The organism is Rhodococcus sp. WB1, from assembly GCF_001700945.1.
GTDB lineage: Bacteria > Actinomycetota > Actinomycetes > Mycobacteriales > Mycobacteriaceae > Rhodococcus > Rhodococcus aetherivorans.
In genome coordinates this window covers 4,511,175-4,535,197 of the sequence record NZ_CP015529.1, presented here as the reverse complement: position 1 = coordinate 4,535,197, position 24,023 = coordinate 4,511,175, and the positions used below count along the sequence as shown (strand labels likewise).

22 protein-coding genes and 1 pseudogene are annotated in these 24,023 nt (G+C 64.9%); 6 read left to right on the top strand and 17 right to left on the bottom strand.

Annotated elements, in window-relative coordinates; all coding sequences use genetic code 11:
* Positions 1-7: 7 nt before the first annotated feature.
* From A4U64_RS20235 to A4U64_RS20215, 5 genes are all read right to left on the bottom strand, one after another.
* Complete coding sequence (locus A4U64_RS20235) at positions 8-775, bottom strand: SDR family NAD(P)-dependent oxidoreductase (protein ID WP_006942918.1); 768 nt, start codon at positions 773-775, stop codon at positions 8-10.
* Between the two features lie 57 nt (positions 776-832).
* On the bottom strand, positions 833-1,072 hold the full coding sequence (locus tag A4U64_RS20230) for a hypothetical protein (protein ID WP_044476293.1): 240 nt from the start codon (positions 1,070-1,072) through the stop codon (positions 833-835).
* A gap of 408 nt (positions 1,073-1,480) precedes the next feature.
* Entirely contained in the window at positions 1,481-3,193 is a 1,713-nt protein-coding gene (locus A4U64_RS20225; protein ID WP_065923020.1) for an FAD-dependent oxidoreductase, read from the bottom strand.
* 184 nt (positions 3,194-3,377) lie between these two features.
* Entirely contained in the window at positions 3,378-3,578 is a 201-nt protein-coding gene (locus A4U64_RS20220; protein ID WP_006942920.1) for a ferredoxin, read from the bottom strand.
* Between the two features lie 101 nt (positions 3,579-3,679).
* Complete coding sequence (locus tag A4U64_RS20215; RefSeq protein WP_006942921.1) at positions 3,680-4,906, bottom strand: cytochrome P450; 1,227 nt, start codon at positions 4,904-4,906, stop codon at positions 3,680-3,682.
* A 309-nt stretch (positions 4,907-5,215) separates the two neighbouring features.
* On the opposite strand from A4U64_RS20215, the gene A4U64_RS20210 reads away from it, so the two are divergent.
* On the top strand, positions 5,216-5,956 hold the full coding sequence (locus A4U64_RS20210) for an SDR family NAD(P)-dependent oxidoreductase (protein WP_006942922.1): 741 nt from the start codon (positions 5,216-5,218) through the stop codon (positions 5,954-5,956).
* A gap of 71 nt (positions 5,957-6,027) precedes the next feature.
* The gene (locus A4U64_RS20205; protein WP_232334116.1) at positions 6,028-6,411 is read left to right on the top strand and encodes an SDR family NAD(P)-dependent oxidoreductase; all 384 of its coding nucleotides are present in this window, start codon (positions 6,028-6,030) and stop codon (positions 6,409-6,411) included.
* A 962-nt stretch (positions 6,412-7,373) separates the two neighbouring features.
* Here A4U64_RS20205 and A4U64_RS28890 read toward each other — a convergent pair.
* The 11 genes and pseudogenes from A4U64_RS28890 to A4U64_RS20150 form a co-directional block, all read right to left on the bottom strand.
* Positions 7,374-7,658: a hypothetical protein gene (locus A4U64_RS28890; protein ID WP_006942924.1), complete on the bottom strand. Its 285-nt coding sequence runs from the start codon at positions 7,656-7,658 to the stop codon at positions 7,374-7,376.
* An 88-nt stretch (positions 7,659-7,746) separates the two neighbouring features.
* A pseudogene (locus A4U64_RS29240) lies at positions 7,747-8,064 on the bottom strand (hypothetical protein); the annotation flags it as partial.
* A 527-nt stretch (positions 8,065-8,591) separates the two neighbouring features.
* Positions 8,592-9,428 (bottom strand): mycofactocin-coupled SDR family oxidoreductase, encoded by an 837-nt coding sequence (locus tag A4U64_RS20190; protein WP_006942926.1) that lies wholly within the window; start codon positions 9,426-9,428, stop codon positions 8,592-8,594.
* An 80-nt stretch (positions 9,429-9,508) separates the two neighbouring features.
* Positions 9,509-10,156: a nuclear transport factor 2 family protein gene (locus A4U64_RS20185; protein WP_232334115.1), complete on the bottom strand. Its 648-nt coding sequence runs from the start codon at positions 10,154-10,156 to the stop codon at positions 9,509-9,511.
* Positions 10,156-10,710, bottom strand: coding sequence for a VOC family protein (locus A4U64_RS20180; protein ID WP_006942929.1), 555 nt, complete (start codon positions 10,708-10,710; stop codon positions 10,156-10,158). The genes A4U64_RS20185 and A4U64_RS20180 overlap by 1 nt, the downstream gene beginning before the upstream one ends.
* Before the next feature lie 92 nt (positions 10,711-10,802).
* Entirely contained in the window at positions 10,803-12,191 is a 1,389-nt protein-coding gene (locus A4U64_RS20175) for an MFS transporter (RefSeq protein ID WP_232334114.1), read from the bottom strand.
* A 276-nt stretch (positions 12,192-12,467) separates the two neighbouring features.
* On the bottom strand, positions 12,468-13,391 hold the full coding sequence (locus A4U64_RS20170; RefSeq protein WP_044476301.1) for an SDR family NAD(P)-dependent oxidoreductase: 924 nt from the start codon (positions 13,389-13,391) through the stop codon (positions 12,468-12,470).
* A 207-nt stretch (positions 13,392-13,598) separates the two neighbouring features.
* A complete protein-coding gene (locus A4U64_RS20165) occupies positions 13,599-14,564 on the bottom strand; it encodes an SMP-30/gluconolactonase/LRE family protein (RefSeq protein WP_006942934.1) in 966 nt (321 codons plus the stop codon).
* 124 nt (positions 14,565-14,688) lie between these two features.
* Positions 14,689-15,432: an SDR family NAD(P)-dependent oxidoreductase gene (locus A4U64_RS20160; protein WP_006942936.1), complete on the bottom strand. Its 744-nt coding sequence runs from the start codon at positions 15,430-15,432 to the stop codon at positions 14,689-14,691.
* A 103-nt stretch (positions 15,433-15,535) separates the two neighbouring features.
* A complete protein-coding gene (locus A4U64_RS20155; protein WP_006942944.1) occupies positions 15,536-17,173 on the bottom strand; it encodes a flavin-containing monooxygenase in 1,638 nt (545 codons plus the stop codon).
* Between the two features lie 171 nt (positions 17,174-17,344).
* The gene (locus A4U64_RS20150) at positions 17,345-18,481 is read right to left on the bottom strand and encodes an acyl-CoA dehydrogenase family protein (protein ID WP_006942948.1); all 1,137 of its coding nucleotides are present in this window, start codon (positions 18,479-18,481) and stop codon (positions 17,345-17,347) included.
* A 154-nt stretch (positions 18,482-18,635) separates the two neighbouring features.
* Here A4U64_RS20150 and A4U64_RS20145 point away from each other — a divergent pair, with 154 nt between their 5' ends.
* Genes A4U64_RS20145 through A4U64_RS20130 form a run of 4 tightly spaced genes read left to right on the top strand, consistent with a single transcriptional unit; the run spans position 18,636 to position 23,231 of the window.
* The gene (locus tag A4U64_RS20145; RefSeq protein ID WP_006942951.1) at positions 18,636-19,811 is read left to right on the top strand and encodes a CaiB/BaiF CoA transferase family protein; all 1,176 of its coding nucleotides are present in this window, start codon (positions 18,636-18,638) and stop codon (positions 19,809-19,811) included.
* A 17-nt stretch (positions 19,812-19,828) separates the two neighbouring features.
* Positions 19,829-21,562, top strand: a complete 1,734-nt coding sequence (locus A4U64_RS20140; RefSeq protein ID WP_044476297.1) for a class I adenylate-forming enzyme family protein — start codon at positions 19,829-19,831, stop codon at positions 21,560-21,562.
* A 2-nt stretch (positions 21,563-21,564) separates the two neighbouring features.
* Complete coding sequence (locus A4U64_RS20135; RefSeq protein WP_006942957.1) at positions 21,565-22,749, top strand: NAD(P)/FAD-dependent oxidoreductase; 1,185 nt, start codon at positions 21,565-21,567, stop codon at positions 22,747-22,749.
* A gap of 29 nt (positions 22,750-22,778) precedes the next feature.
* Positions 22,779-23,231 carry a nuclear transport factor 2 family protein gene (locus A4U64_RS20130; protein WP_006942960.1) on the top strand — a complete coding sequence of 151 codons (453 nt, stop codon included), beginning with the start codon at positions 22,779-22,781 and terminating at the stop codon, positions 23,229-23,231.
* On the opposite strand, the gene A4U64_RS20125 is transcribed toward A4U64_RS20130, so the two are convergent.
* Positions 23,228-23,848, bottom strand: coding sequence for a TetR/AcrR family transcriptional regulator (locus A4U64_RS20125; RefSeq protein ID WP_006942961.1), 621 nt, complete (start codon positions 23,846-23,848; stop codon positions 23,228-23,230). The genes A4U64_RS20130 and A4U64_RS20125 overlap by 4 nt on opposite strands.
* Positions 23,849-24,023 lie beyond the last annotated feature (175 nt).

The following is a 24,023-nucleotide window of genomic DNA, read 5'->3' as shown; positions in this document are numbered from 1 at the left end:
CGCGCTGTCAGATGGCGTGGCAGTGGCCGCCGTCGACGTGGACGGCGGTGCCGGTGATGTAGCCCGCTCGGGGCGAGAGCAGGAAGGCGGCGGTGTCACCGAACTCGTGAGCTTCGCCGACCCGACCGAGCGGGATCCGCATCCGGTCGGCCATCGTGTGTAGGTATTCCTCGACGTCGCGGCCCGCCTCGAGTGCGGGGCGCTGGATCTGGCCGCTGCGGATGACGCCGACGAGGATTGCGTTGACCCGGATCCCGTCGGGCCCGAGTTCGGTGGCGAGCGCATTGGTCATGCTCAGCCCGGCGGCGCGCAGAGGGGCACTCGGCATGGCTTTGCGTCCGGGAGTGCGGGCGCCGGTGCTCAGGACGTTGACCACGGCCCCGCGGCTGGCTCGCAGGTGCGGAAGGGCGAGGCGGATCGTCCGGGCGGCGGCGAGGAACTTCAGTTCGTAGTCCGCGATCCATTCCTCGTCGGTGATGTCTTCGAACCGGCCGCCGGTATGCACGCCGGCGGCATTGAGCAGTCCGTCGACGCGGCCCCACCGGTCGGTGGTGGCGTCGATAAGGGTGGTGAGGTCGTCGATGCGGGTGACGTCGGCGGGGACCGCGTGCACGTCGTGACCGAGGGCGGTGACGGCGTCGTCGAGTCGACGCTTGTCGCGGCCGCAGATGGTGACGTGGGCGCCTTCGGCGAGCAGCGAGCGCGCGGTCGCCAGACCAAGGCCGTCGGAGCCGCCCGTGATCACGAACGCCTTACCGTGCACACCGAGATCCATCCGTCTGCCCTTTCTCCTCGAGTTTCGCGCCCCGAGACCCGGGGTCGACGTAAGCGGTCAAACCAACTCGGAGGCGCGTCGACTCCTCTGGGACAGCTTTGCTGCGCACGCTTCGGCCAGTTTGCGCTTTGCCGTCAGCCCCAAGCCGAGCGTCGGACGTGACTGCAGCAGGGTGTGCAGTCGTAGGTAGAAGGTGTACGGCGTGACGCCGAACTGGGGAAGAATGTATTCGTCGCCCCCGCCGAAAGGGAGCCACTTGGTTGCGAAGTCGATAAACTCTTGGTCTTCGGTGGTCATCGATCTCTCCTTTCGTTCACGTTGTGCCTCGGGGCGCAACGGACCGGACGGGAAGTACTGATCCGTAGATGGATCGGCCCAGTGTGAGAAGTTCGGGCGTTCCGGCATCCAGTGGGCTGGTCTCCAGTGTTGCAAACAATCATTTGTTTTTCAATACTGCGGATTGATTCCCCTGGGTGCACTCGGCCGACGCAGGGGCGCCCTTTCGGACAGCTGCCGCTGATCGACGGGCGGATGCACAACGCGACTGTTCGCACACACTGCAGCGCAGGACTATCGCGGCGTGTCCTGCGGTCCCGCCCTCGAATCGAAGGCCCGTGCAGTGTCTGCATTGACGTGTTCAAACCCTGCTCTTCCGCCACAGGACTGACTCCCGCCGTGACCGCACCGCCGTTGCGAGGTGGGAGATCAGCGTGTCGAGGTGTCGTGCACCTTGACCACTTCCAGCATCGCCTTCACATTGGTGATCTTGATGCGGGGACGTCCGTGTTCCCTGCCTTGCTTGCGTTCGGCAGCGTCGATGGCCTGCCATCCTCGGTAGTCGACGACCTCCGGCTGTCGTTCGGTGACGAGGGCGCTCAGTTGTTCCCTGCTGCAGTCGGAAGCGGGTCCCTCCAGTGTGCCGGCGAGGAAATCCTCGAGCAATACCTTGACGGTCTCCTGGGCGCACTTCTTGTTGGTTCCGATGACGCCGGAGGGTCCGCGCTTGATCCAGCCTGCGGTGTACACACCGGTCAGGGACTCGCCGGTCTGCGGGTCGATGACCCGCCCGTCTCGATGGGGGATCGTTCCTGTGGCGTCGTCGAAGGGGACGCCGGGAACGCCTGCGCCGCGATATCCGATGGAACGCAGCACAAGACCCGTCTCTATGGTCTCCGTCCGGTCGGTGAGGCGGGCTTTGAGAGAGCCGTCGGCGGCCCGATAGAGTTCATTGTGTGCGATTTCGATGGCTTCGACATGGCCGGCGCCGAGCACCGCGGTCGGTGAAGCGAGATAGCGCAGCACGATTCGCTTGCGCGTCGGGTCGGGGACTCGGGTGGAGTACTCGCGGGCGAGCTCGGTCTTGAGCACAGTCGAGGGCTCGGCCGCGGGGTCCTCCAGCGCAGCTCTGCTGTGCTCGTCCAAGATCAGATCCTGAGAATCGACCACCACGTCGACCCCCTCGAGCGCTCCGAGAGCCAACAGCTCCGGGGTAGTGTATGCGGCTTGAACCGGTCCGCGACGACCGAGCACCAACACCTCGCGAATACGGCTGTGTCGCAGAGCGTCCAATGCGTGATCGGCGATGTCGGTTCCAGCGAGATCGTCCGGGTCGGAGACCAGGATACGTGCCACGTCCAAGGCGACGTTGCCGTTGCCGACGACGACGGCACGTTCACCGGACAGATCGAACTGCAGGTCGGCATAGTCCGGGTGACCGTTGTACCAGGCCACGAACTCGGTCGCAGCGTGACTGCCGGGCAGGTCTTCACCCGGAACGCCGAGACGACGGTCGCGTAGCGCGCCGACCGCGTAAATGACGGCGTGGTGGTGCGACATCAGCTCCGGGTGGCTCAGGTGCTTGCCGATTTCGACGTTGAGGTGAAACTGCAGAGCCGGCTTGGCTGCGGCGTTTCGGAAGAGATCGGTGACAGCCTTGGTGCGCTGATGGTCGGGAGCCACACCCGCCCGCACGAGCCCCCAGGGGGTGGGGAGCCGGTCGAACATCTCGACCTCGACGGCCCCGTGAACGTTGGTGAGCAGATCATCGGCCGCATAGCAGGCCGCCGGGCCTGAGCCGACAATCGCAACCCGCAACGGTTGGTCCTGCTCGGGCAATGCGATCGTCGATACCGAAATGTTCGGCATGCCCTTGGACTGGAGCGGGTGCTTGTCGAAATAGTCTGCGTTGATGCTGGCGTACCGCACGTCGGTCCCGGTGAGGTCCCACTCCGGGTAGATGGCGCCGACCGGGCATGCGTCCATGCACGCCCCGCAGTCGATGCACGTCACGGGATCGATGTAGAGCATCTCCGTGTTCAGGTATTGCGGGTCCCCCGGGGTGGGGCGGATGCAGTCCACCGGGCACACCGGCACGCAGGAGGCGTCGTTGCAACACGGTTGGGTGATCACATAGGCCATGACAAGTGTCCTCGGTACAACCCTGCAGAAGGGGATGGAAGTGGCGATGGATGGCTGGTCGCCATCGATGAAAGCGTGGTCGGTGACGAGTGAGTGTGTCGGAGTAGCCGGGTCAGCGCTGGAAGGTAGAGGGGGCGGGCGCGGAGACGTTGCCTTTGCTCCGCGCCCGCCCGTGTGTCCCGTCCTAATTGTCGACGAGGGCGATCGCTCCCTCGGGGCAGTTTCGCATCCCGAGTTCGGCGGCTGCCTCCTGGCCGGGCGCCACTTCGATGGTGGAACCGCGGTCGGCGTTGTAGCCTTCGTCGTCGAGTCGGTACACATCCTTGGCGAGGATGAAGCACCGTCCATGACCTGAGCACAGTGTGCCGTCGATCTCTACCTTCATCGTGATCCTCCATCACGTCGTTCATGCGTGGTTCACTACATCCACGACCGAAGTGTCCGGTCGCGCCACTGGTCGGCGCGTCTACGCCCGGAGCATGCTGGTCAGAAGACCAGGTGCAGATCCTTCATCGTGCGCAGAATTCCGGTCTCGTAGCTCGGCTCGGTTCCCGGCTTGATACCGAAATCGGGGATCCGCTTGAGCCACTCGTCGAAGGTGGCACGCAGTTCCAGTCGTGCCAAGTTCGACCCGATGCAGCGATGCTGGCCTACGCCGAAAGCGGTGTGGAGCACCGTCTGCCGGGTGATATCGATCTTCCCGGGATTTTCCACCACACGGGGATCGCGCGATGCTGTGCTGTAACCGAGCAGAACAAAATCCCCTTCCTTCATCGGCGTGCCGGCGACCTCGGTGTCTCGGGTGCAGGTGCGCCCGAGGGCAACCACCGGTGGGAAGACCCGGACGAATTCCTCCACCGCCCGTTCGATCATGTCGGGATTGTCGACAAGGGCTTCACGATCCCCCTGATGCGTGGCCAGGTGATGGATGGCACCCGCCATGACGTAGGTGGTGGTGGCGATGCCACCGAAGGTCAGGTCGACGAGAATGCTGACCCGGTCCTCCCACGGTGCAGGCTGACCGTCCTCGTACTCCACGCCGGCGGCGATGACGTCGACCAGGTCACCGCGCGGGGGCTGGTTCTTGCGGATCTCCAGGTATTGGCCGAGGTACTCGAAGACCTTCGCCATGTGTCCGGGCCGTTCCTCCGGCGGAGCGAAGGTGCCGTTCTCCACGCCGGTGACGAGCATGTCGAGGTCGTCGATCGGCACGCCGAGCACGTTCTTGAAGAAGGCCCATCCCGGTAGCTTCGATCCGAATTCGCTGACGAATTCGCATTCGCCCTTGTCGATGAATCGGTCGATGAGGGTGTTCACGTCGGCGCGGATCTGATCCTCGTACCGGGCGACGGTGGTCGGGCTCAGGTACGGGTTCAGGACCTTCCGCCATGCCGTGTGCTTGGGCGGGTCCGATTCCTCGGGCATGAGGTACGGCAGCCCCTCGGGGCGGTTCGGCATGTATCCCTTGGCGCTGCTGAAGGTACGCCAGTCCTGGCCGACCTTCCGCACGTCTTCTTGACGGGTGACCATCCAGTACCCGTTGCCGACGTTGCTGCGCACAACCGGGCACTTCGCGACCATCTCGTCGAGGATGTCGAAGAAGTGCTCGTTGAACTTCGGGTCGTCGATATCGAAGTCGTTGAACATGTCTCGTCCGAAGCGTCCCTTGAGGGACTCGACGTCCGGGGTGGTGCGCGTCTGCTCTTGAGTCATGCCTCGTTGCCTCTCTGGGTGGACTTGGCCCGACGGTCCGGGTCAAAAAACAAGTGTCTGTTTTTTCCAAGGCTAGATGCCGATCGGTGTGACGTCAACCACCCTTCGGTCAGGGTTGTGAGTGCCGGCACTCTCGGCTGCTTCTGGCGGCGCCACCATCCCTCCTCGGCCTGACGGGGTAAAGGCGGCTTCATCGTCGTCTACCCGGCTTGTGCCGAAACCTATTGACGCTGTTTGCCCCCCGCGTTACCGTCTCTGGAAACGAATGATTGTTTTCCACGGTCGTTCACCCGATGCGAGGAGGAAGAAATGTCCGGAAGGCTGGCAGGTAAGGTCGCCGTCATCAGCGGAGCGGGATCGGGAATCGGAGAGGCGACAGCGGAGGTCTTCCATCGGGAAGGTGCCAAGGTCGTGGTGGCCGATATCTCCGGAAAGCAGGAAGAGGTGGCCAAGCGCCTCGGCGAGGGCTGTATTCCGGTCCACGTCGACGTCTCCAAGTCGGCCGACGTCGAGGCGATGATCCAGGCAGCCATCACCCACTTCGGCCGTCTCGATGTGCTGTACAACAATGCAGGCATCGACGGCGACCAAGCGGCCACCGGTGAATACACCGAGGAGGCGTGGGACCAGGTGCTGAATGTGAACCTCAAAGGTGTATTCCTCGGCATGCGGCACGGCATCCCGGCAATGATCAAGAACGGTGGGGGCTCCATCATCAGTACGGCCTCGATGGCCGCCAACGTCGCCTTCGCGAACATGCCCGCCTACTGCGCGAGCAAGGCAGGCGTCGTTATGCTGACCAAGACTGCTGCCGTGGAGTACGCCAAGGACAACATTCGCGTCAACGCCATCCTGCCCGGCGTGATCGGCACCGGAATGACACCCCACCTTCCGGCCGATCTCATCCAAGGCATCAAGGACGCCACCCCGTTGAATCGCATCGCCAGTCCCTCCGAAGTGGCGAACCTTGCTCTGTTCCTCGCCTCCGACGAGTCCTCGTTCATCACCGGCGACGACATTCTCGTGGACGGCGGCTACACCCTGGTCTGAACGCGTCAGCGTCGTGACAGGGCGGCCGGGACAAGCCGTGACCCGGCCCATTGAAGGGAATGGGGCTCGGCATGCAGGCTGTGCTGCCGTCGATGATCGGTTCCGGTGGCGGGAAGATTGTCAATGTCTCCTCGGTCGCCGCGCTGATCGGCATGCAGAACACGGCCGCGTACGCCGCTGCGAAGGGAGGCATCCTCGGCCTCTCCCGCCAAGCTGCCATCCAGGACGCCTCCGAGAAAATCCGGGTCAACGTCCTCGCGCCCGGCACTATCGAGACTCCCATCCTGGGCGATATCCCGAAGGAGCTGTACGACGTGATGATCGCCGGTACCCCGGCCGGCCGACTGGGCAATCCCGACGACGTCGCATCCATGGCTTTACACCTGCACGGCTCCGGTGGTGACCTCGTCACCGGACAAACCTTCGTGGTCGACGGAGGTGGGACCGCCCACTGAGCCTGTAAATCGGCAAATGCGACGCGGTGCGCCGTGTCGGATAACGAAGTGCTACAGCGTTATCCGACACGGCGCATGGTGTCCGCGACATTCCCACCCAGGAGAACGCGACGACACACTGCGTGCAGGACCCGTCCAGAGCCAAGTTATCGAGTACGAAGTGAACGCGATGTGTACGCCCATGGTAACGAGGCCGAAGACATCACCACTGACGTCGGCAACCTGAACCACACCGGAGACCGCTGCCCCCGCGTCACATGCAGTGAGAACCAGGACCAACGAGATCCATGACTAACCGGGCGCCAAGACCAAGATCAGTCCGATGGTGAATCCTCTGCTTTCCTACGCCCGCGTGGAGTTCCGGCGCTTCCTCCAACTCAGTCGTCAGGACGGGTGAGGCAGACCCACGCGCAGGGTCTGCCTCACGTGCTCCGGCCCAAGGGGCGGAACCTGAGGGACGGTCACGGTCGCCACGGCGTGGCGATGCGTGTCGACAGCGTGGGCACTTGTGGCTGCGAACGCTATTGCAGGCCGTCGAACGCACGTCGGGCACGATTCCACAAGAATCGGTCCGGCGGGGGTACCCCCGGGCATGCGTCAGCGCGGGTACCGGGGCTTGGCAACGCACATCCCCATCCGAAAAAGCGTGCGACGAGAGGGCCGATCGGGACGGCCACGCCTGAATCAGCATCCCACCCGTGCCGTGCGGAACGGTGGAAGTCGGCGTTCCTGCCCGAGGACCGAGAGTGCAGCGACGAGGCTGGCAGCCCCCATCGCCAACCAGGCAAACGAGTACGAAGCGGTCGTGACGAGAACCCCCATTATCGAGAGTCCTACGACACCACCGCCGAAGTATGCACCTTGGACCACACCGGAGGCCGGTGCCACCGCATCGCAATACCGGCTCGTGACCCCGTGTACGAGCAGCGGGATCCACGACCAGCCGGGCACCAAGACCAAAATCAGTCGGGCGACAAATGCTCCGGGAATCCCTGACGCCAACAGAACGAAACCCCACCGCCGCCGGCCACCATCATCATCCAGGCCACGGGGAACGGGTCCGATCCCCGCCGGTCGACTATCAGAGCACACGTCAGACGGAACAGGATCGATCCACAGGCACAGGCGGCAACGACGAACGAGACGGACGCGATGTCCAGGCCGGCAGTGGGAGCGGCGATCACCACGAAGGCCGTGGCGCCGCCCAATGCCACGTTGCCGGCCAGGACCCCGGTCATCATCACCACCAGAGGGACGCAACGACACCTTCTCCAGAGCAGCGGCCGGGACGGAACGCGTCCGTTGCGATTGTGCCCCGCGTAGCCACAGCACGATCAGCGCGGCGACCAGACCCCCGATGCCGAGGGCGGACCGCCATCCGATCAGTCTCTCCAGCACCGGCGCGGTTGCTCCGGCCACCATCAGCGCCGTCACGGGACTGGCACTTGCCGCCGCGAACGCAAGCGCGCGTCGTTGGACGCGCACACCCGACATGATCACCACGTTCACTGCGGGTGTGGCCAAGGCCGGAGCGAGTCCGACCACCGCGAGTGCGAGTACCAAACCCGCACCGGAGTGCGCGGCCCAGGTGAAGACAAGACCCAGGGCGAACGCACCGAGGCCGGCGGCGCGCAGTGCTCTCACGGCGCCCATCGGTCTGCGAGTACGGCCCTCGGAAACGCGGCAACGGACGCCACCAGCCGATAGCCGGAGAACGCGAACCCGAGGACAGCTTCGTCGAGGTGCAGATCGGATGTTCTCGCCCATCGCGCTGACCAGAAGCTGGGCAGAATGCGCATGGTGTTCAGGGAGATCGCGTCCACTATGTGTCTGCTACGAATGCTCGCCGGCGACTCTACCGATACCGGAGTGTCGTCCGTGCTGCCCTCGATCAGGATTTCTTCTCGCGCCTGTGCGGGGCTTCCGCCCTCTTCGTCCAACTCGTCGTCCTTTTCACGACGGTGAGGCAGACCCGCATACAGGGTCTGCCTCACCCGGTCCCGCCGGCGGAGCTGGGGCATCCGAGCCCCGTCGGCGTGACGCTCCGCGCTGACGGGCTCGATCTCGGCGCAGTGACTCATCGCCCGTGGTGGAGGCGGGCGTGGCTGTCTCGCCGTCGCTCGCGGACACAACTCGAGATCACGAGGACCGCGGGTTGCCCGCACGCAGGGTCTGCCGCCTCAGTTGTACTTTCCGAGATAGCCCGCATCGACGGGGATAGTGGCGCCGGTGACGTACTTCGCATCGTCCGACGCCAACCATGCGACCGCACCCGAGATCGCCTCCGGCTCCATCCACGGCACCGGCAGCAGGTTCATGGCGGTGAAGGTGTCACCGAAGTCGTCGAACGTGGGATTCTCCACTCCCGGTGCGAAAGCGGACCAGATCGCGTCGTTCTGGATCATCTTCGTGTCGACGGAGCTGGGGTGGATGGTGTTGACGCGAATGAACTGGGGTGCAAACTCGTTCGCCAAGGTCCGCATGAGTCCGACGACGGCGTGCTTGCCCATGTTGTAGTGCACCTGGTTGGGGAAGCCCCGCATCCCGGCGGTCGAACTGATGATGATCACCGAGCCGCCGCGGCCGCCGTCGACGATGTGGGGAAGGGCGGCACGACACGTGTTGTAGGGTCCGTGCATCTGTACATCGATCATCTCGTGGTACGTCTGTTCGGGCATGTCGAGGAAGGGAGCGCTGGACCAGATCCCGGCGTTGGCCACGACGATGTCCAGGCGGCCGAACTCCGCGACCCCGGCATCGACGGCGGCGCGCAGAGAGTCGAGGTCCCGCACGTCTGCCGTTCGCGCCACGATCCGTCCACCGGCTTTGTCGACGAGCCGGGCGGTTTCGGCGAGGTCGTCCTGGGTCGCCAGGTCGTACGGGACGCTCGCCATGTTCGCGCAGAGATCGACGGCGATGATGTTCGCGCCCTCCTCGGCCAGGCGCACGGCGTGTGCGCGTCCCTGCCCGCGGCCGGCTCCGGTGATGAAGGCGACCTTGTCCTGCAGTCTGTTCATGTGGATCTCTCCTGGGACGATTGCTCGATGGGTGGTGTTGTTGTGAGACTGATCTGGGTGGTGACGGCGTCGTCGGCGGCTCAGCCGCCGAGGCGTGAGGGATCGATGGTCAGCGGACGCTGATAGGAGATGTCCGAACGGTCTCGGCGAGGCTGGGGACCCGTCCGCATGAGGGTCTTTGTCCGTTCCGGAAGGTTTTTCACCACTGTCATCGCGACCTGGTCGAGTTGGTCGGGGATCGAGTCGAGCGGTGCCCAGTCCCGGATGCAGGCGCGCGCGGCGATCGCCCAGTGGCCGTCGCGTTTTTCGAATCGGTCGAGGTAGCGGCCACCGCTCATGGTCAGGGGTGTTCCTTCACGGTTGAGCCCGACGAACATGTAGTACGTCTCGGTGTGGGCGACATCGCCGTCGAGCTCGCAGGTGATGTTGAAGATGGCATGTTGGTGGGACAGGTGGGTCCGGGTGTGCATGTCGATCGCCCAGTCGGCGAACTCCTCCGGGCTTCCGACGAAGACGCCGTGGTCGTCGATGGCGTCGGGATGGTAAACCGACAGCAGCAATTCGCGATCGAGCCGGTCCACCGCCCGTGAATAGGTCATCAGGCAGTCGCGGATGCTCTGCCTGTCCTGCAGCTCTCGAACCGAGGCGGCCAGCTCGGTCAGGGACGGGGTTTTCTCGATCTCGGGATTGGCGGTCATCACTGCTCCTTGTCGTCCAGCGGGGCGCATCAGGCGATCGGGTGGTCCTCGCGTACACAGGCGATGTAGTCCCGCCACACGATGCGGCCGGCGAGGACGTCCTCGCAGGTGTAATCCTGGGTAGGGGTGTCCCACCGCAGATCGGTACTGACGAACTGGAGCAGCGCTCCGAACGTGACTCGAGGCGAGAGGAACGTTTCGCTCCAGGCCGATAGGCGGGTGTCGGTGTCGATGGGTTCGCACCCGTCGGTGCGCAGGGCCTCGACCGTGCGCGGGATGTCGTCGACCAGGAACGTCATGTGGTGAAAACCCGGGCCGCGGCGGCGCATCGCTTCGGAGATGAGCGAATCGCTGCGCAGCGGCTGCATCAGTTCCAGTTTGAACCCGGGCAGCATCCAGTGCGTCAGCCGGATCCCGGTCTCGTCGTTGTCCCCGCCGCACAGGAACGTCCCGCCGATCACGTCACGGAAAAACGTTGCGGCTTCGGCCATCGACGAGACCGCGAAGGCGACGTGGTCCACCTTGGTGATCCGCTCGGCGGTCCGGCCGCCACAGACCGTGGGATCGTCACCTGTCGAGGACATCGTGGTTCCTTCCGTCGAGTTGTGGGGATCGAGTGCTGTGCCGGTTATTCCGGGGCGGGCTCTGCGGATCGTCTGGCCCGAGGACGTGTCGCCTACCGGACGGCCGTACGCGATTCCGTGTCCAGAGTCTGCGCCGCCTCGTGTAGCGCGGCTGCGTCCGCGAGTTCGGCGGTGAACTGGGTACGGGTGATCGACCACAGACGCAGAGCGGCCAGGGCCGAGATCGCGAGCGGGATCGAGGCCGCCAGGAAGATGTACTTGGGGGCAACGGATTCGGAGGCGTAGCCGGCCAGGATCGGGGTGATGATCGCGCCGATACGGCTGATACCGACCATCAGGCCGTAACCCCGAGCGCGGGCGAGCGCCGGGTACATCGGTGGTGCCATGGCGGTGTAGGAGGACACGGACACGAACACGGCCAGTCCGAGTGCGGTGGCCATGACGAGGGCGAGGGGTCCGCCCATGGTGAGGGTGAAGAGCACCAGGCTGACCACGGCCAGGCTCAGTGCCATCCAGGCGATTCGGGTGGCGAGGAATCTCAGGCCGATGAGCCCGAAGACGATCGATCCGGCGAGGCTGCCGATGCTGATGATCGTGCCGGCGATGGCGCCGTCCTGAGTGCTGCCGCTGGCGTCGGCGATCAGCTGCGGCGTCCAGGTGCCGACGAAGTAGTACGCCGCGGTGAGGAAGGCGTAGCCGATCCACAGCAGTACGGTGCGCTCGCGCAGTTCGGCGCTGAGCACCCGAGGCTTGCCGGGGGCGGGGGGAGCGACGGTGGTCGACGACTGCGGTTGCTGCTCGGTGGGGGTGTAATCCAGGCCCAGTTTCGTCGCGATGCGAGCGACCTTGTCCTGTGCCCCCGGCTTGTCGGTGGTCAGCAGGAAGGTCAAGGTCTCGGGCAGCAGAGCGGCGACCAGGACGAGTCCGAGGAAGCTGACGGCGGCCCCCACCCAGAACATCGCCTGCCATGCCCCGCCGAAGATCGACATGAGGGACACGCCGGTAAGGCCGGCGAGGGTGCTGCCCAAGGGAAATCCGACGGTGACGATGCCGATGGCGAAATTGCGGCGCGCGGCCGAGGAGTACTCCTGGGCCACCACGATCATGGTGGCGCTGATGACGCCGACACCGATGCCGGTGAGGAAGCGGCCGCCGAGCATGACCGCAGAGTTCGGTGCCAGGGCGGTCGTGACCATCGAGACGATGTTCAGGGTCAGGCCCGCCAGGATCAGAAGGCGCCGGCCGTAGCGATCTGCCAGAGGAGCGACGAAGATCGCCCCCGCCGCCATGCCGAGGAGTCCGGCACTGATCAGGTATCCCTTTTCGCTGGGGGCGGCGAAGTCTGCCGGTAGATGAGGCAGCACGAAGCCCATGGCGAAGAAATCGAAGCCGTCGAGCATGTTGCAAAACATGCACAAGACAACGATGAGCCACTGATAAGGCCTCATCTTCGTTGAATTGATCTTGCTGATGACATCCATACCTTCTGCTCCCTCGTGGAACGGTGACGGGATGATGGCGTCTACCCAGCGCGCCGTGCCCGCCGGCTCGGCGGGCACTGGGTCGGTAGCTGCGGGCCGACGGAACCGATGGGACACTGACCTCGATCGAGGTGCGCCCTGACGTTCCGTGCCCGGACGGATTCGTCCTGGACGACGGTGCTTCCACCGTGGCGGGCATCGGCCGAGCCGGACGAACGCCATAAAAAACGATTGATTGTTTTCTGCGTCACACTGTGCGCTCCCACTCGGGGAATGTCAAGAAGTTTCAAAGCGATCTGTCGACTCGGTCACCGTCCCGGAGCGGATCTCAGCGGTTCCGGATGGCGGGGTTCGAAGAGGTCCCTGCCCTTCGGCCATCGTGCTCAGCACCTCCCGGACGAGAACGGCCATGTCGTGAGCCCACACGGAGGTCAGACCGCCATCGACGGTGAGAGATTGGCCGGTGACGAATCCGGAGCGGTCACCAGCGAGGAACACTGCCACGTCGGCGATGTCCTGGACTGTGCCGGCACGACCGAGCGGGTGCAACTCGCCCAGCCGTGGGGCCAGTCGGTCGAGGAACTCGTTGTGGCGTTCGCGGCCGAGGCGGGTGGCCTGGGCGAGGATGGGGGTCAGGATGACACCGGGAGTGATGACGTTGGAGCGAATCGCGTAGCGGCCCAGTTCGTGGGAGGCGGCGCGGGCGATCTGCTCGATTCCGGCCTTGACGGCCGAGTAGGACACCGATCCGATGCCGGCCAGTGTCGTGGCGATACTCGATATCGAGACGATGCTTCCGCCGGTGCCCTGGGCCTTCATACGCTGCCCGGCATGCTTGTGCCCCAGCAACACCGATCGTAGTAACAGATCGCTGGTGCGGGTGAAGGAGTCGGCGTCGACGTCGAGCAGGCGACCCTGGCCGCCGAGTGCGCCGGCGTTGTTGACCATGATGTCGATCCGGCCGAACGTGTCGACTGCGGCGGCAACGAGAGCCTGGATGTCGGTCTCGCAGGTGACGTCGGTGTGGTGGAACACGATCGAACCGGGATGGGTGTCGGCTACTTCGGCGCCGCGGTGGTCATCGATGTCTCCGACGAGCACCACGGCGCCGTTGTCGACGAACGCTTCGGTGACGGCGCGGCCGATCCCGCCCGCGCCACCGGTGACGACGGCTACCTTGCCGTTCAGTTCTCTGCTCACGAATCCCTTTCCGATCACTCGGTCCCGCAGAACCGTCCGTATGGGCGATGTCGGCCCCCGACGGCCGGTGGCGGATCGGCGGTGCGACCTACTCGCCGACGATGATCGATTCGGTGGGACAGCCGTCGGTGCGCGACGCAGATCCTCTACCGACACCCCAGGTCACAGGCCCGCGAACAGTCGGATCCAATACCTGAGCCGAGGGCCTCATCGCCAATGCTCCATGGGCATTCCCGCTACCGGAGACCACAACACCTGCACCTCTCGATTGCCGAGCCCACCCAAATAGAGCGTCTTCAGATCCGGTCCTCCGAAAGCGATGCTGGACAGGTTGGACACACGAGACCCACGGCTGTGCGAAATCTGATCCCAGGTCAGGCGCCCCTCGGCATGGGCCGAGGCGATCGCGTCCAGCTCACTGCGATTGACGTCTTCGAACACGACGGTCCAGGTCATATCCGGTGCGATGCGGATCAGGCGGTTGGAGATGACACAGACGATCCAGAGCGCGCCCTCCGCATCGACGGCCATGCCATCGGGGAAGGTGTCTTCCGGGTAGGTGATCCGGACAGGATTACTCAACAGGCCGTCTGCCGCAACGTCGTACCGGGTGGTGCGGCAGGCAAAGGTCTCGTTGACGAAAAGGTACTTGCCGTCGGGCGAGAGCCGTAGTTCGTTCGTCCAGTTCAGCCCATCTGCCGCAACAGTGACCTTGCCATCGTGCACCAGCAGGATCTGCCCGGTGTTCTCTTCCGCGGTGAAGTGGTCGTGCTTGCGTCTCAACGAGCTGATGGTGATCCAGGCCCGGTCACCGTCCACCAGCACGAAATTGGTGCGCGGTATAGCGGTCCCGTCGAGCTCGGTCGCGAAGGGGCGGGCCTCACCACGCCGTCCGACCCGCCAGACACCCCCCGCCTTACCCATATTGGCGAACAAGAAGTCACCGTCTGCCGTCAACGCGATACCGTTCGGCCGAAAGCCCTGCGCAATCAGATCTGCCTCGACGGCGGGGCCAGTGGTCCCGTCGGGCGCGATCCGCGCGATACCGAGCGTCCAATCGCCGGTGTAGATCGAGCCATCGCTTGCTGCCAGCACGCATTCCGGCCGGTTCAGGCCACTGCCGATCTGCGACAGATCCGCCGGCTGAAACGGCTCGATTTCGGTCAGCACCATTTGTCTTCTCTCCTGATTGCAATGGAGTCAGGCCGCGATCGGAGTGCGGTCGGGATCTCCGATCGCGGCGACTCTTTGGGGGCTCAGCGGTTGCGTCGGCGTGCACCAAGCGTGACGCTGCCGCTCACAAGGCCAGGTAACCGCCATCGACGGGAATCGTGACTCCTGTGACATACGAGGACATATCGGAAGCGAGGAACACCGCCGGGCCGGCGATCTCCTGTGTCTCGCCGACACGACCGAGCGGTAGTCGTTGGAGGAACTTCTCGCCCGCTTCACCGGTCACCGTCATCAGGTCGCTCTTGATCCTGCCCGGTGCCAGTCCGTTGGCTCGACCACCTGTCGGGCCGAGCGTTCGGGCGAAATACTGGACCAGTGAGCGGACGGCAGCCTTGGACGCGCCGTAGGCGGCACTCGATCTCGGCGCCGTGAATCCGGCAATCGACGAAACGAAGATCACGCTTGCGCCCGCATGCTTCAACGTGGGCAGCAGCGCGACTGTAATGTCCCATTGCGCAGTGAGGTTCACGCCGATGACCTGATCCCACTTCTCCGCCTGATCAGGATCGTTCGGTCTGATGCGGGGCGCGATGCCCGCATTGTTCACCAGCACATCGATATTTCCGTATTGCTCGGCCATCCGAGCGCCGAAGGCATTGACGCCCTCACGGTCGCTGATGTCCAGGATCTCGGCAGAGGCCGAACCACCCGAAGCCTTGATGTCCGCAACCACGACATCTGCTGCTTCCTTGTTCCTGTCAACCACCAGGACGTGTGCGCCTTCCGAGGCCAGAGCGGTCGAGATGGCCGAACCCAGGCCGCGGCCACCTCCGGTCACTACCGCCGTCTTATCGGACAGTCGTGTCATCTGCTTCTCTCCTTTCGCGAATCAACCGGCCGGTGTGGCAAGTCGATCGATTTCTGTGTGCATTCGGTGCCTTGGCCAGCTGTAAATCCGAGACGTCGCAGGATCACGACATGACGTATCCCTTGTAGCCGTTGCGGGTCACGTCCTCGCAGTACTCCCGGAACCTGGGATTGCCCCCAACGAAGAGCAACACCTCGCGTTTGTCGCGCCCCTCGATGTTCTTGTTGATGCCGGTGAACCAGGAGTTCGTCTGCCCAAGGAGCAACTTGCCCATCAACTTCGTGCAGTAGAGCGTATAGCTTTCGGCTGCATCGGGTTCCGGCTCTATGCGTTGGACATGGTTTTCCTTTGCATGGGCCATCATTTCGCTCAGCCAGTCGACGGCGAGCGCCGAGCAGCGCGGAATGTTGCAGAAGGTGGCCCCGCTCTGCGGTCCGACAAGCAGGAAGAAGTTGGGGAAACCGGGGCATTGCATACCCATGTAGGTGGTCACGCCATCAGCCCACGCATCCTTCAGTGCCACACCGTCCGTGCCGCGGATGTCGATACGGTTCCACGCTCCCTTGACTGCATCGAAGCCCGTGGCGTAGATGATGACGTCGAATTCGTGCAGGGTCTCGGTGGTCTGGATGCCATCGGGTGTGATTCTGGTGATCGGCGTCGTGTTCAAGTCGACCAGGGAGACGTTGTCCTGGTTGTAGACCTCGTAGTAGTCGGTTTCGAGAGGCACCCGCTTCATGCCGAAGCCGTGATCTTTCGGGATCAGCAGTTCGGCGGTGCGGGGGTCCTTGACCCGCTCACGAATCTTCTGGGCCACGAATTCCGAGACGTACTTGTTGGCTACCGGATCGGACAGCACGTCCTGATACGCACCGAGCCACAGCGAGAATCCCGGGCCCTTGTACAGTTCTTCCAGCTTGGCATCGCGCTCCTCCTTCGGAACGTCGAACAGGTTCTTCGGAATGAACTCGTGCGTATAGCCGGCAATGGATGCGTCGCACTTGGCAATGAACTCGTTGTAGTGCGATTTGATGTAGTCCATCCGCTCCTGGGTCATGGGACCGTTGCCCAGAGGCGTGCACCAGTTCGGTGAGCGCAGGAACACCGTCAGGTTCTTGGCGACCTTTGCCATCTCCTGAATGACCTGCACACCCGTTGAACCCACGCCGATCACGGCTACGCGCTTGTCGGAGAAATCCAGATCGGCGGGACCGAATCCGTTCGGGTCATGCGGCCAGTTCGCGGTGTGGAAGCTTTCGCCCTTGAAGGTGTTGATGCCGGGGGCGTTGGGCATCTGGGGCGCGGACAGCGGTCCGAGGGCCGAGAAGACGAAGCGTGCAGTCACCGGAGCGCGATACTGTTGTTCGAACTCGAGTGTCCAATAGTTGTTCTCGTCGTCGAAGACGGCCTTCTTGACCCGCGCGTTGAAGATGTAGTCCTTGCGGATGTCCATGAGGTCGGCCGCGCGGTGGATGTATTCGAGTACTTCCGGTTGGGCGGCGAAGCGCTCGGACCAGTTCCACTCCTGCATGAGCTCTTCATTCCAGAAGTAGCCGTACACTTCGCTCTCCGAGTCGACCCGAGCGCCCGGATAGCGGTTGTGATGCCACACACCGCCGATGTCGTTTGACCCTTCGACGCCCAGGACGGAGTAGCCCATCTCGCGCAGTCGATAGGTCTGGTACAGACCGGTCAATCCCGCGCCGATCACCACGGCGTCGAAATCGAGTTCTTTCGTCATTGCACTTCCTCTCGTTGGCCTGGGGGCGAGCGTTCCGGGCGGCCGAACAGGCGAGCCGCTTCGCTGCGTCGATCGAGCCCCGGACCAATAACAATCGTTTGTTTTTCATGCGCCGCACGTATCCACGGATATGTGTCACGCGTATGGGGCTTGCAGGGAATTCGAGGCCGGTCAGAGCCCCATCTGCTTGGCGATGATGCTGTGCTGGATCTCGTTGGTGCCACCGCCGACCATGCCGTGCTTGGCCTCGCGGAAGTAGCGCTCCATGTCGTACTCGGGCAGCGTCGCGTAACCGCCGAGGGCCTGCATGCCGTTGGTGGCCACCCGGAAGGCGGTCTTGGCGGCGAAGACCTTGGCCATGGAGACCTCCTTGAGCGCCTTCTCTCCACGGGCCAGCTTGGTGGCGGCGCTGTAGACCAGCAGGCGTGCCGCCTCGACCTCGCACTCGTCCTCGGCCATGCGGTGCTTGAGCACTTGGAAGGACGACAGTGGCCGGCCGAACTGGGTGCGGTCCTTGGTGTAGCGGATGGTGTCGTCGAGGGCGGTGCGGGCGTTGCCGACGTAGGTGGCTGCCAGGCTCAGGCGCTCCCATTCGAGGTGGCTGCCGACGACGGTCCAGCCGTCGCCCGGCTGGCCGATGATGTTCTCCACTGGGACGCGGGCGTCGGTGAAGAAGATCTCCGTCGTGCCGAGGCTGCGGCGGACGATGGTGTCGAGTTTGCGGACGTCGACGCCCTCGGTGGTGTTGGGCACCAGGATCATGCTCAGACCCTTGTGCTTGTCCTCGGACGTGCGGGCCATGACGGCGATGACTGTGCCCGGGAGGTGGGCTCCGGAGCAGAACACCTTGTTGCCGTTGATGATCCACGAGTCACCGTCTTGAACGGCGCGGGTGCGCAGGCCGGCGGCATCGGAACCGGCATTGGGTTCGGTGATGGAGATGCTGAACTTGATCTTGCCTTCCATGAAGTCCGGCAGGTACTTCTGGCGCTGCTCGTCGGTGCCGTGGAACGCAATGTTGGTGGCGGTGAACATCGAGGTCATGATCGCCGCGGCGAAGTCGAGGCTGTACTTGGCGATGGCTTCGCAGAAGATCGCGTACATCACCGGGTCGGCTTCGAGGCCGCCGTACTGCTCCGGGATGAGCAACCCGAGCCAGCCGCGGTCGGCGATCTTCTGGTACGCCTCCTCCGGGAACTCGCGGGCCTCGTCGTGCTTGCGGATGTACTCGATCCCGACCTCACGCTCCATGAAGGCGTGGACGGTCTCGTGCCACATCTGCTGCTCGTCGGTGAAACGGAAATCCATGAGTTCTCCTGGGGTGTGACGGGGGTGATATTCGGAGGACGCTGTGGTCTTGACCACCTTAACCGCATCTGATAGCAATAAACAAGTGATTGTTTTTTCAGCACCGTCCGCCCCGGTGTTCTCAGTCGGGCACCATGGAAAGATGTGAGCGTAGATGGGTCTGCAACACACGTACCAGGGCATACGAGTCCTCGACCTCAGCGAGAACATCGCCGGTCCCCTCGCGTGCATGATCATGGCCGACCTCGGCGCCGACGTGATCAAGATCGAACGCGCCGTCGGTGGCGATTCCACCCGGCTGCTCCCGCCGCAACGGGAAGGCACCGGAACGGTGTTTTCCACAGTCAACCGCAATAAGCGCAGCGTCGCCCTCGACCTCGCCACCAGGCAGGGGCGAGACGCCGTCCTGCGCCTAGCCCGCGACGTCGATGTGGTGGTCGAGTCGTTCCGGCCCGGTGTCGCCGAGCGACTGGGCCTCGGATTCGACGACGTCACCGCCGTCAACGACCGAGTGATCTACTGTTCGATCAGCGCCTTCGGCCGCGGACGACTCGGCCATGACCGCCCCGGCTACGACGCGCTGGTCCAGGCCTTCACCGGGATCATGAGTCTGACCGGTGACCCCGATGGCCGCCCGGCCCGCACCGCCCCCTCCCTCGTCGACATCTCCACCGGGATGTGGGCCGGCATGTCGATCATGGCCGCGCTGGCCAACCGGCCCCGTCAGGACGGTCCGGTCCGCCTCGAATCCACCCTGATCGACAGCGGCCTGTTCATGATGTGCCACCAGATCATCGGCCTCGTGGCCGCCGACTTCCACCCGCAACGACTGGGATCGGCCGCCCCCAGCACCGCGCCCTACCAGGAGTTCCCCACCTCCGACGGATCGATCATGGTCGCCGCCGCCACCAACCGACTCTTCCAAAAACTCTGCTCTGCAATGGAAGCCGAGGAACTCGTCGACGATCCGCGATTCGCGACCGTCACCGATCGGGTGCACCACCGCGAGGACCTCACCACCGAACTCGAGAAGGTGTTCGTCACCCAATCGTCCGGCTACTGGCTCGCGCGCATCGCAGCCGCCGGGGTGCCGGTCGGTCCCGTCCACTCCCTCGAGGAGGCCCTCGCCCACCCATTGACCAAGGAACGCGCACTGGTGGTCGACGACCCCGCTGCCGCACAGGTGCGCCTGCCGCTCGACCAAGACCGCGACCTGCCGCTCGTCTCTCCACCGCCGCTCGGCCAGCACACCGAGGACATCCTCCGTGAGGCCGGCTTCGCCCCCGAAGAGATCCGTGCCCTCGTATCCGCCGAGAACACCCTCCCGTGAACCGGAGACCCGCCGAGATGAATCCTGACACTACGACCGAACGCCGCTTGGCGCTGGAGCAACGGTACGCCCCGTGGCGGCCGCGTACCACCGCCCAACTGTTCGACGAGGTCGCCGCCGAGTACCCCGAGCGCCCCTTCGTCCTGACCGACGACCGCACCTACACCTACGCCGACATGCACCGGTGGACCCTTCGACTCGCCGCCGGACTGATGGCGGTCGGCGTGCGGCCCGGCGACCATGTCGCCGTGGACATGGCGAACTTCGCCGACTTCATCGCACTCAAGCTGGCAATCGCCCGGATCGGCGCGGTGTCCGTCGCGGTCAACTACCTGCTCCGGCACGAAGAACTGGCCTACGTGCTGCGCCAGTCCGACGCGAGCGTGCTGATCACGATGGACGAGTTCAGAGGGCTCGACTATCTGGACTGCCTCGACCGGATCGCTCCGGGCTGGGAGGACAACGGTGGGGGAGAGGCCCTGCCGCGGCTGCGGCACGTCTTCGTCCGCGCCGTGACCTCGGACCTGCCCCGCCGCGGCGCTCCGCTGTCCTGTATCGAGGCCGCCGGTGCCTCGATCCCCGACGAGCAGGTGCTCATGGTCACCCGCGGGGTCGGCGCGCGGACCGTCTCGGACATCCTGTACACGTCCGGGACCACGGGCAAACCCAAGGGGGTCATGCTCGTTCACGATGCGGTGACCCGCACCGCCTACAGCTCGGCCTATACGCGGGCCTTCCAGGACGGGCGTCGCATCGGCTACGCCCTGCCGATGTACCACGTCTTCGGCTACATCGAGGCGATGGTGGCGGCGATGTTCGTCGGTGGTGCCGTGGCACCACAGGTGACGTTCGATCCGGCGGCCATGCTCGCGTCGGTCTCACGCCACGACATCGACGAACTCATCTGCGTGCCGACGATGACCTCCCGGCTGCTCGACGCGGCCGCCGACGGAACCTACGACCTCTCACCCCTGTCGACGATGTTCTCCTCGGGCACCGCCCACAGCCCGGAGATGTGGCAGCGCATGCTCGACGTGCTCGGCGTCGAGGAACTGTTCACCGCGTACGGGCAGAGTGAGACCACCGCGTCGACGATGTGCACGCTGCCGGGAGACGCGCTGATCCGGTTCCAGACCACCAACGGCACCGTCAAGCCCGCCGGCGCCGCCGGCGACCCCGGCCTCGGCGCTGCCGTGGCGGTGTACAAGGTCATCGCGACCGACACCGGCGCCGATCTGCCGGTGGGAGAGATCGGTGAGCTCGTGGTGCGAGGCCCGGCGGTCACCCCCGGGTACTACAACAAGCCCGCCGAGACCGCGGCGCTGTTCACCGCGGACGGGTGGATGCGCACCGGCGACCTCGGTCGCCTCGACGCAGACGGTTACCTCACGCTGACCGGTCGGATCAAGGAGTCGTACCGCTGCGGTGGTGAGCTGGTGCTCCCGTCGGAGATCGAGGCCGTGCTCAACCGCCACGAGGCGGTGAAGGTGGCACACGTGGTCGGCGTTCCGCACGAGCGCATGGGCGAAGTCGGATGTGCCTTCGTCGTGCCTGCCGACGGCGCCTCGATCCAAGAAGACGAGTTGATCGCCTATTGCAGCGATCTGCTCGCCCGATTCAAGGTGCCGGCCCATGTCCTGGTGGTCGCCGAGCACGAGCTTCCGGTCACCGTGACAGGCCGGGTGCAGAAGTTCCGCCTGGTGCAGCGGGCGACCCAAGTGCTGGCCCAACGCGTCGAAACGGTGAGATGACCATGGCCCAACCCTCCAACGACATCGTCATCGTCGGCGGTGGCCTGGCCGCCGTGCGGACCGCGCAGGGGCTGCGGACCCTGGGCTACGACGGGCCGATCCGTCTGTATTCGAACGAGTCCGAACCGCCGTACGACCGCCCGCCGCTGTCGAAGGACTTTCTGACCGGTGAACTCGACACCGACGGCCTGCATTTGCTCCACGACAAGGCCCTGGCGAGACTCGACCTCGACATCCATCTGGATTCGGAAGTCGTCGCGCTCGATCCGGCCGGCCGCCGTCTGGCCCTTGCCGACGGCACCACCGTGCCCTACGGACGCCTCGTGGTGGCCACCGGGGCGCAGGCCCGCCGATTGCCGGGGTTGTCGCCCTCAGCGCGCATCCACTACCTGCGTACCGTCGACGATGCCCGTGCGCTACGCACGGCGTTGGCCGACGCCTCCCGGATCACGGTCGTCGGAACCGGCTTCATCGGGCTCGAGGTGGCCTCGTCGGCCCGCCACCTCGGTCTCGAGGTCGACGTCGTGGCCGCCGACGAAGGACCGATGATCGGCATCGTCGGTCGCCGGCTGTCCCAGTGGCTGACAGAGCTGCACACCGCGCACGGGGTGCGCCTGACCAATTCGGTCGTGGTGTCGTCGGTGGACGAGTCCGCCACGGGGGTGACCCTCACCCTCGACGACGGCACCTCCCGCTCCTCGGACATCGTGGCCGTGGGGGTGGGCGTCGGCCGCGAGCTGCAGTGGTTGCGCGAGGCCGGGCTCGAGGTGGACCGAGGCCTGGTGTGCGACGTCGACGGCCGCACCAGCGATCCGTTCGTCTTCGGTGTCGGGGACATCGTGTGCATGCACATCGGTCCCGAGCACGAGGACCTGCAGCACTGGACGGCCGCCGCCGACAGCGCCCGCCGCACCGCCCACGCATTGATGGAGGCCGAGCACTCCCACGACCCGGGCGACGGGTTCTTCTGGACCGAGCAGCACGGCCACCGATTGCAGTTCGTCGGTGCCGGCGGCACCGACGCCGAAGTGGACGTGCTCAGTGGATCGATCGACGAGGGGAAGTTCGTCGCGCACCTGCGCTGCGGGAGCACCGTCACCGGGGTGTTCGCCTCCAACAGTCCCCGCGAATTCCTCGAGGCGCGTCTGGCCTTTCAGAAGCAGGCCGCGGCCGGCGCCGTCGGCTGACGGCGAATTCTTACGATCAGGAGGTACCTGTGAGCATCGATATCGAACGCACCCTCCCCGTAGCGGACCGGGTGGCGATCACCGAGTTGTACGCGCGCTACTCGACGTCCTTCGACACCGGGGACGTCCCAGGATGCATCGAATTGTTCACCGAGGACGGCACATTCACCGTTACGGGGCGGGAACCGGTGGCGGGCACAGCGGCACTGGCGCAGTTCTTCGCCGCCGCGGCCCAACGGTCCGCCGGCACCCATCACATCGTCAGCAACATCCTGGTGGAGAAAATGTCCACGGATCGGGCGCGGGGCAGCGCGCGCGTGCTGGCACTGCGGGTCGACGGCGAGACCGTGCGTCTGGCCGCCCTGGGGCGGTACCGCGACGAGTTCGCCAAGGTCGACGGCCGTTGGCTGATCCACACCCGGTGCGTCGACTCCGGTGTGCCGGACTCGCTCGTCGGCGCCGTCGTCGTCCGGCCCGACTAGGCGTGGGCTGCGCCGTGGCCGACGCGCACGCTCGCCAGCACGATCTCGGCCACGCCCGCAGCGACCGCCTCGGCCGGCTCCGAGCCGTCCGCGGGCAACCATTCCGGGCACCAGTTCACCATGCCGAGGACGGCGCGTACGGCGGTCGGACGATCGAGGTCGGGGGCGAATTCGCCGGCCGCTACCCCGGCGTCGATGATGTCCCGGAGCCGGTGTTCGTAGGCGTAGCGCTTGGCCACGATCCGGGTGCGCTCCGGTGGTTGGATGTGGCGCCACTGGTGGTAGACGACTCGGGCGCGGTTGACGTCTTCGGCCACGACCCGCACGTGGGCCTCGACGAAGTGCCGCAGTTGTTCGGTCGGAGTGCCGGGCAACTCGGCCACAGCGTCGAGGTACTGGTCGATGCCGCTCTCGACGAGACTGACCAGCATCGTGTGCTTGCTGTCGATGTGGGCGTACACGCTGCCCGGCTGGATTCCCAGCGCCTCGCCGAGGTCGCGCACGGAGGTACCGGCATAGCCTTGCCGGCTGAACAGACGCACCGCTGCCGCCATGAGCCGTTCCTGCTTGGTCGGTTTCTTCGGTGCCGAAGCGCGGGCACGGGACTGCCGGGGCATGGCGCCTCCTTTCGAACGGGTGGCCGTGCAGTGCGGACACCACGGCATGACACCTGATTGTTCTCTACCCGGTTTCCGACGAGTACAGCGGTCTTGTTACCGGCCTCACCTGATGTTACATTCAAAAAACAAATGATTGTTCACCGCTCCTCGGTGACTCGAACGGAGGAAGTTC

Coding starts and splice junctions, on each gene's coding strand:
- A4U64_RS20235 (WP_006942918.1), bottom strand. CDS start 775: ATGGATCTCGGTGTGCACGGTAAGGCGTTCGTGATCACGGGCGGCTCC.
- A4U64_RS20230 (WP_044476293.1), bottom strand. CDS start 1,072: ATGACCACCGAAGACCAAGAGTTTATCGACTTCGCAACCAAGTGGCTC.
- A4U64_RS20225 (WP_065923020.1), bottom strand. CDS start 3,193: ATGGCCTATGTGATCACCCAACCGTGTTGCAACGACGCCTCCTGCGTG.
- A4U64_RS20220 (WP_006942920.1), bottom strand. CDS start 3,578: ATGAAGGTAGAGATCGACGGCACACTGTGCTCAGGTCATGGACGGTGC.
- A4U64_RS20215 (WP_006942921.1), bottom strand. CDS start 4,906: ATGACTCAAGAGCAGACGCGCACCACCCCGGACGTCGAGTCCCTCAAG.
- A4U64_RS20210 (WP_006942922.1), top strand. CDS start 5,216: ATGTCCGGAAGGCTGGCAGGTAAGGTCGCCGTCATCAGCGGAGCGGGA.
- A4U64_RS20205 (WP_232334116.1), top strand. CDS start 6,028: ATGCAGGCTGTGCTGCCGTCGATGATCGGTTCCGGTGGCGGGAAGATT.
- A4U64_RS20190 (WP_006942926.1), bottom strand. CDS start 9,428: ATGAACAGACTGCAGGACAAGGTCGCCTTCATCACCGGAGCCGGCCGC.
- A4U64_RS20185 (WP_232334115.1), bottom strand. CDS start 10,156: ATGCGCCCCGCTGGACGACAAGGAGCAGTGATGACCGCCAATCCCGAG.
- A4U64_RS20180 (WP_006942929.1), bottom strand. CDS start 10,710: ATGTCCTCGACAGGTGACGATCCCACGGTCTGTGGCGGCCGGACCGCC.
- A4U64_RS20175 (WP_232334114.1), bottom strand. CDS start 12,191: ATGGATGTCATCAGCAAGATCAATTCAACGAAGATGAGGCCTTATCAG.
- A4U64_RS20165 (WP_006942934.1), bottom strand. CDS start 14,564: ATGGTGCTGACCGAAATCGAGCCGTTTCAGCCGGCGGATCTGTCGCAG.
- A4U64_RS20160 (WP_006942936.1), bottom strand. CDS start 15,432: ATGACACGACTGTCCGATAAGACGGCGGTAGTGACCGGAGGTGGCCGC.
- A4U64_RS20155 (WP_006942944.1), bottom strand. CDS start 17,173: ATGACGAAAGAACTCGATTTCGACGCCGTGGTGATCGGCGCGGGATTG.
- A4U64_RS20150 (WP_006942948.1), bottom strand. CDS start 18,481: ATGGATTTCCGTTTCACCGACGAGCAGCAGATGTGGCACGAGACCGTC.
- A4U64_RS20145 (WP_006942951.1), top strand. CDS start 18,636: ATGGGTCTGCAACACACGTACCAGGGCATACGAGTCCTCGACCTCAGC.
- A4U64_RS20140 (WP_044476297.1), top strand. CDS start 19,829: ATGAATCCTGACACTACGACCGAACGCCGCTTGGCGCTGGAGCAACGG.
- A4U64_RS20135 (WP_006942957.1), top strand. CDS start 21,565: ATGGCCCAACCCTCCAACGACATCGTCATCGTCGGCGGTGGCCTGGCC.
- A4U64_RS20125 (WP_006942961.1), bottom strand. CDS start 23,848: ATGCCCCGGCAGTCCCGTGCCCGCGCTTCGGCACCGAAGAAACCGACC.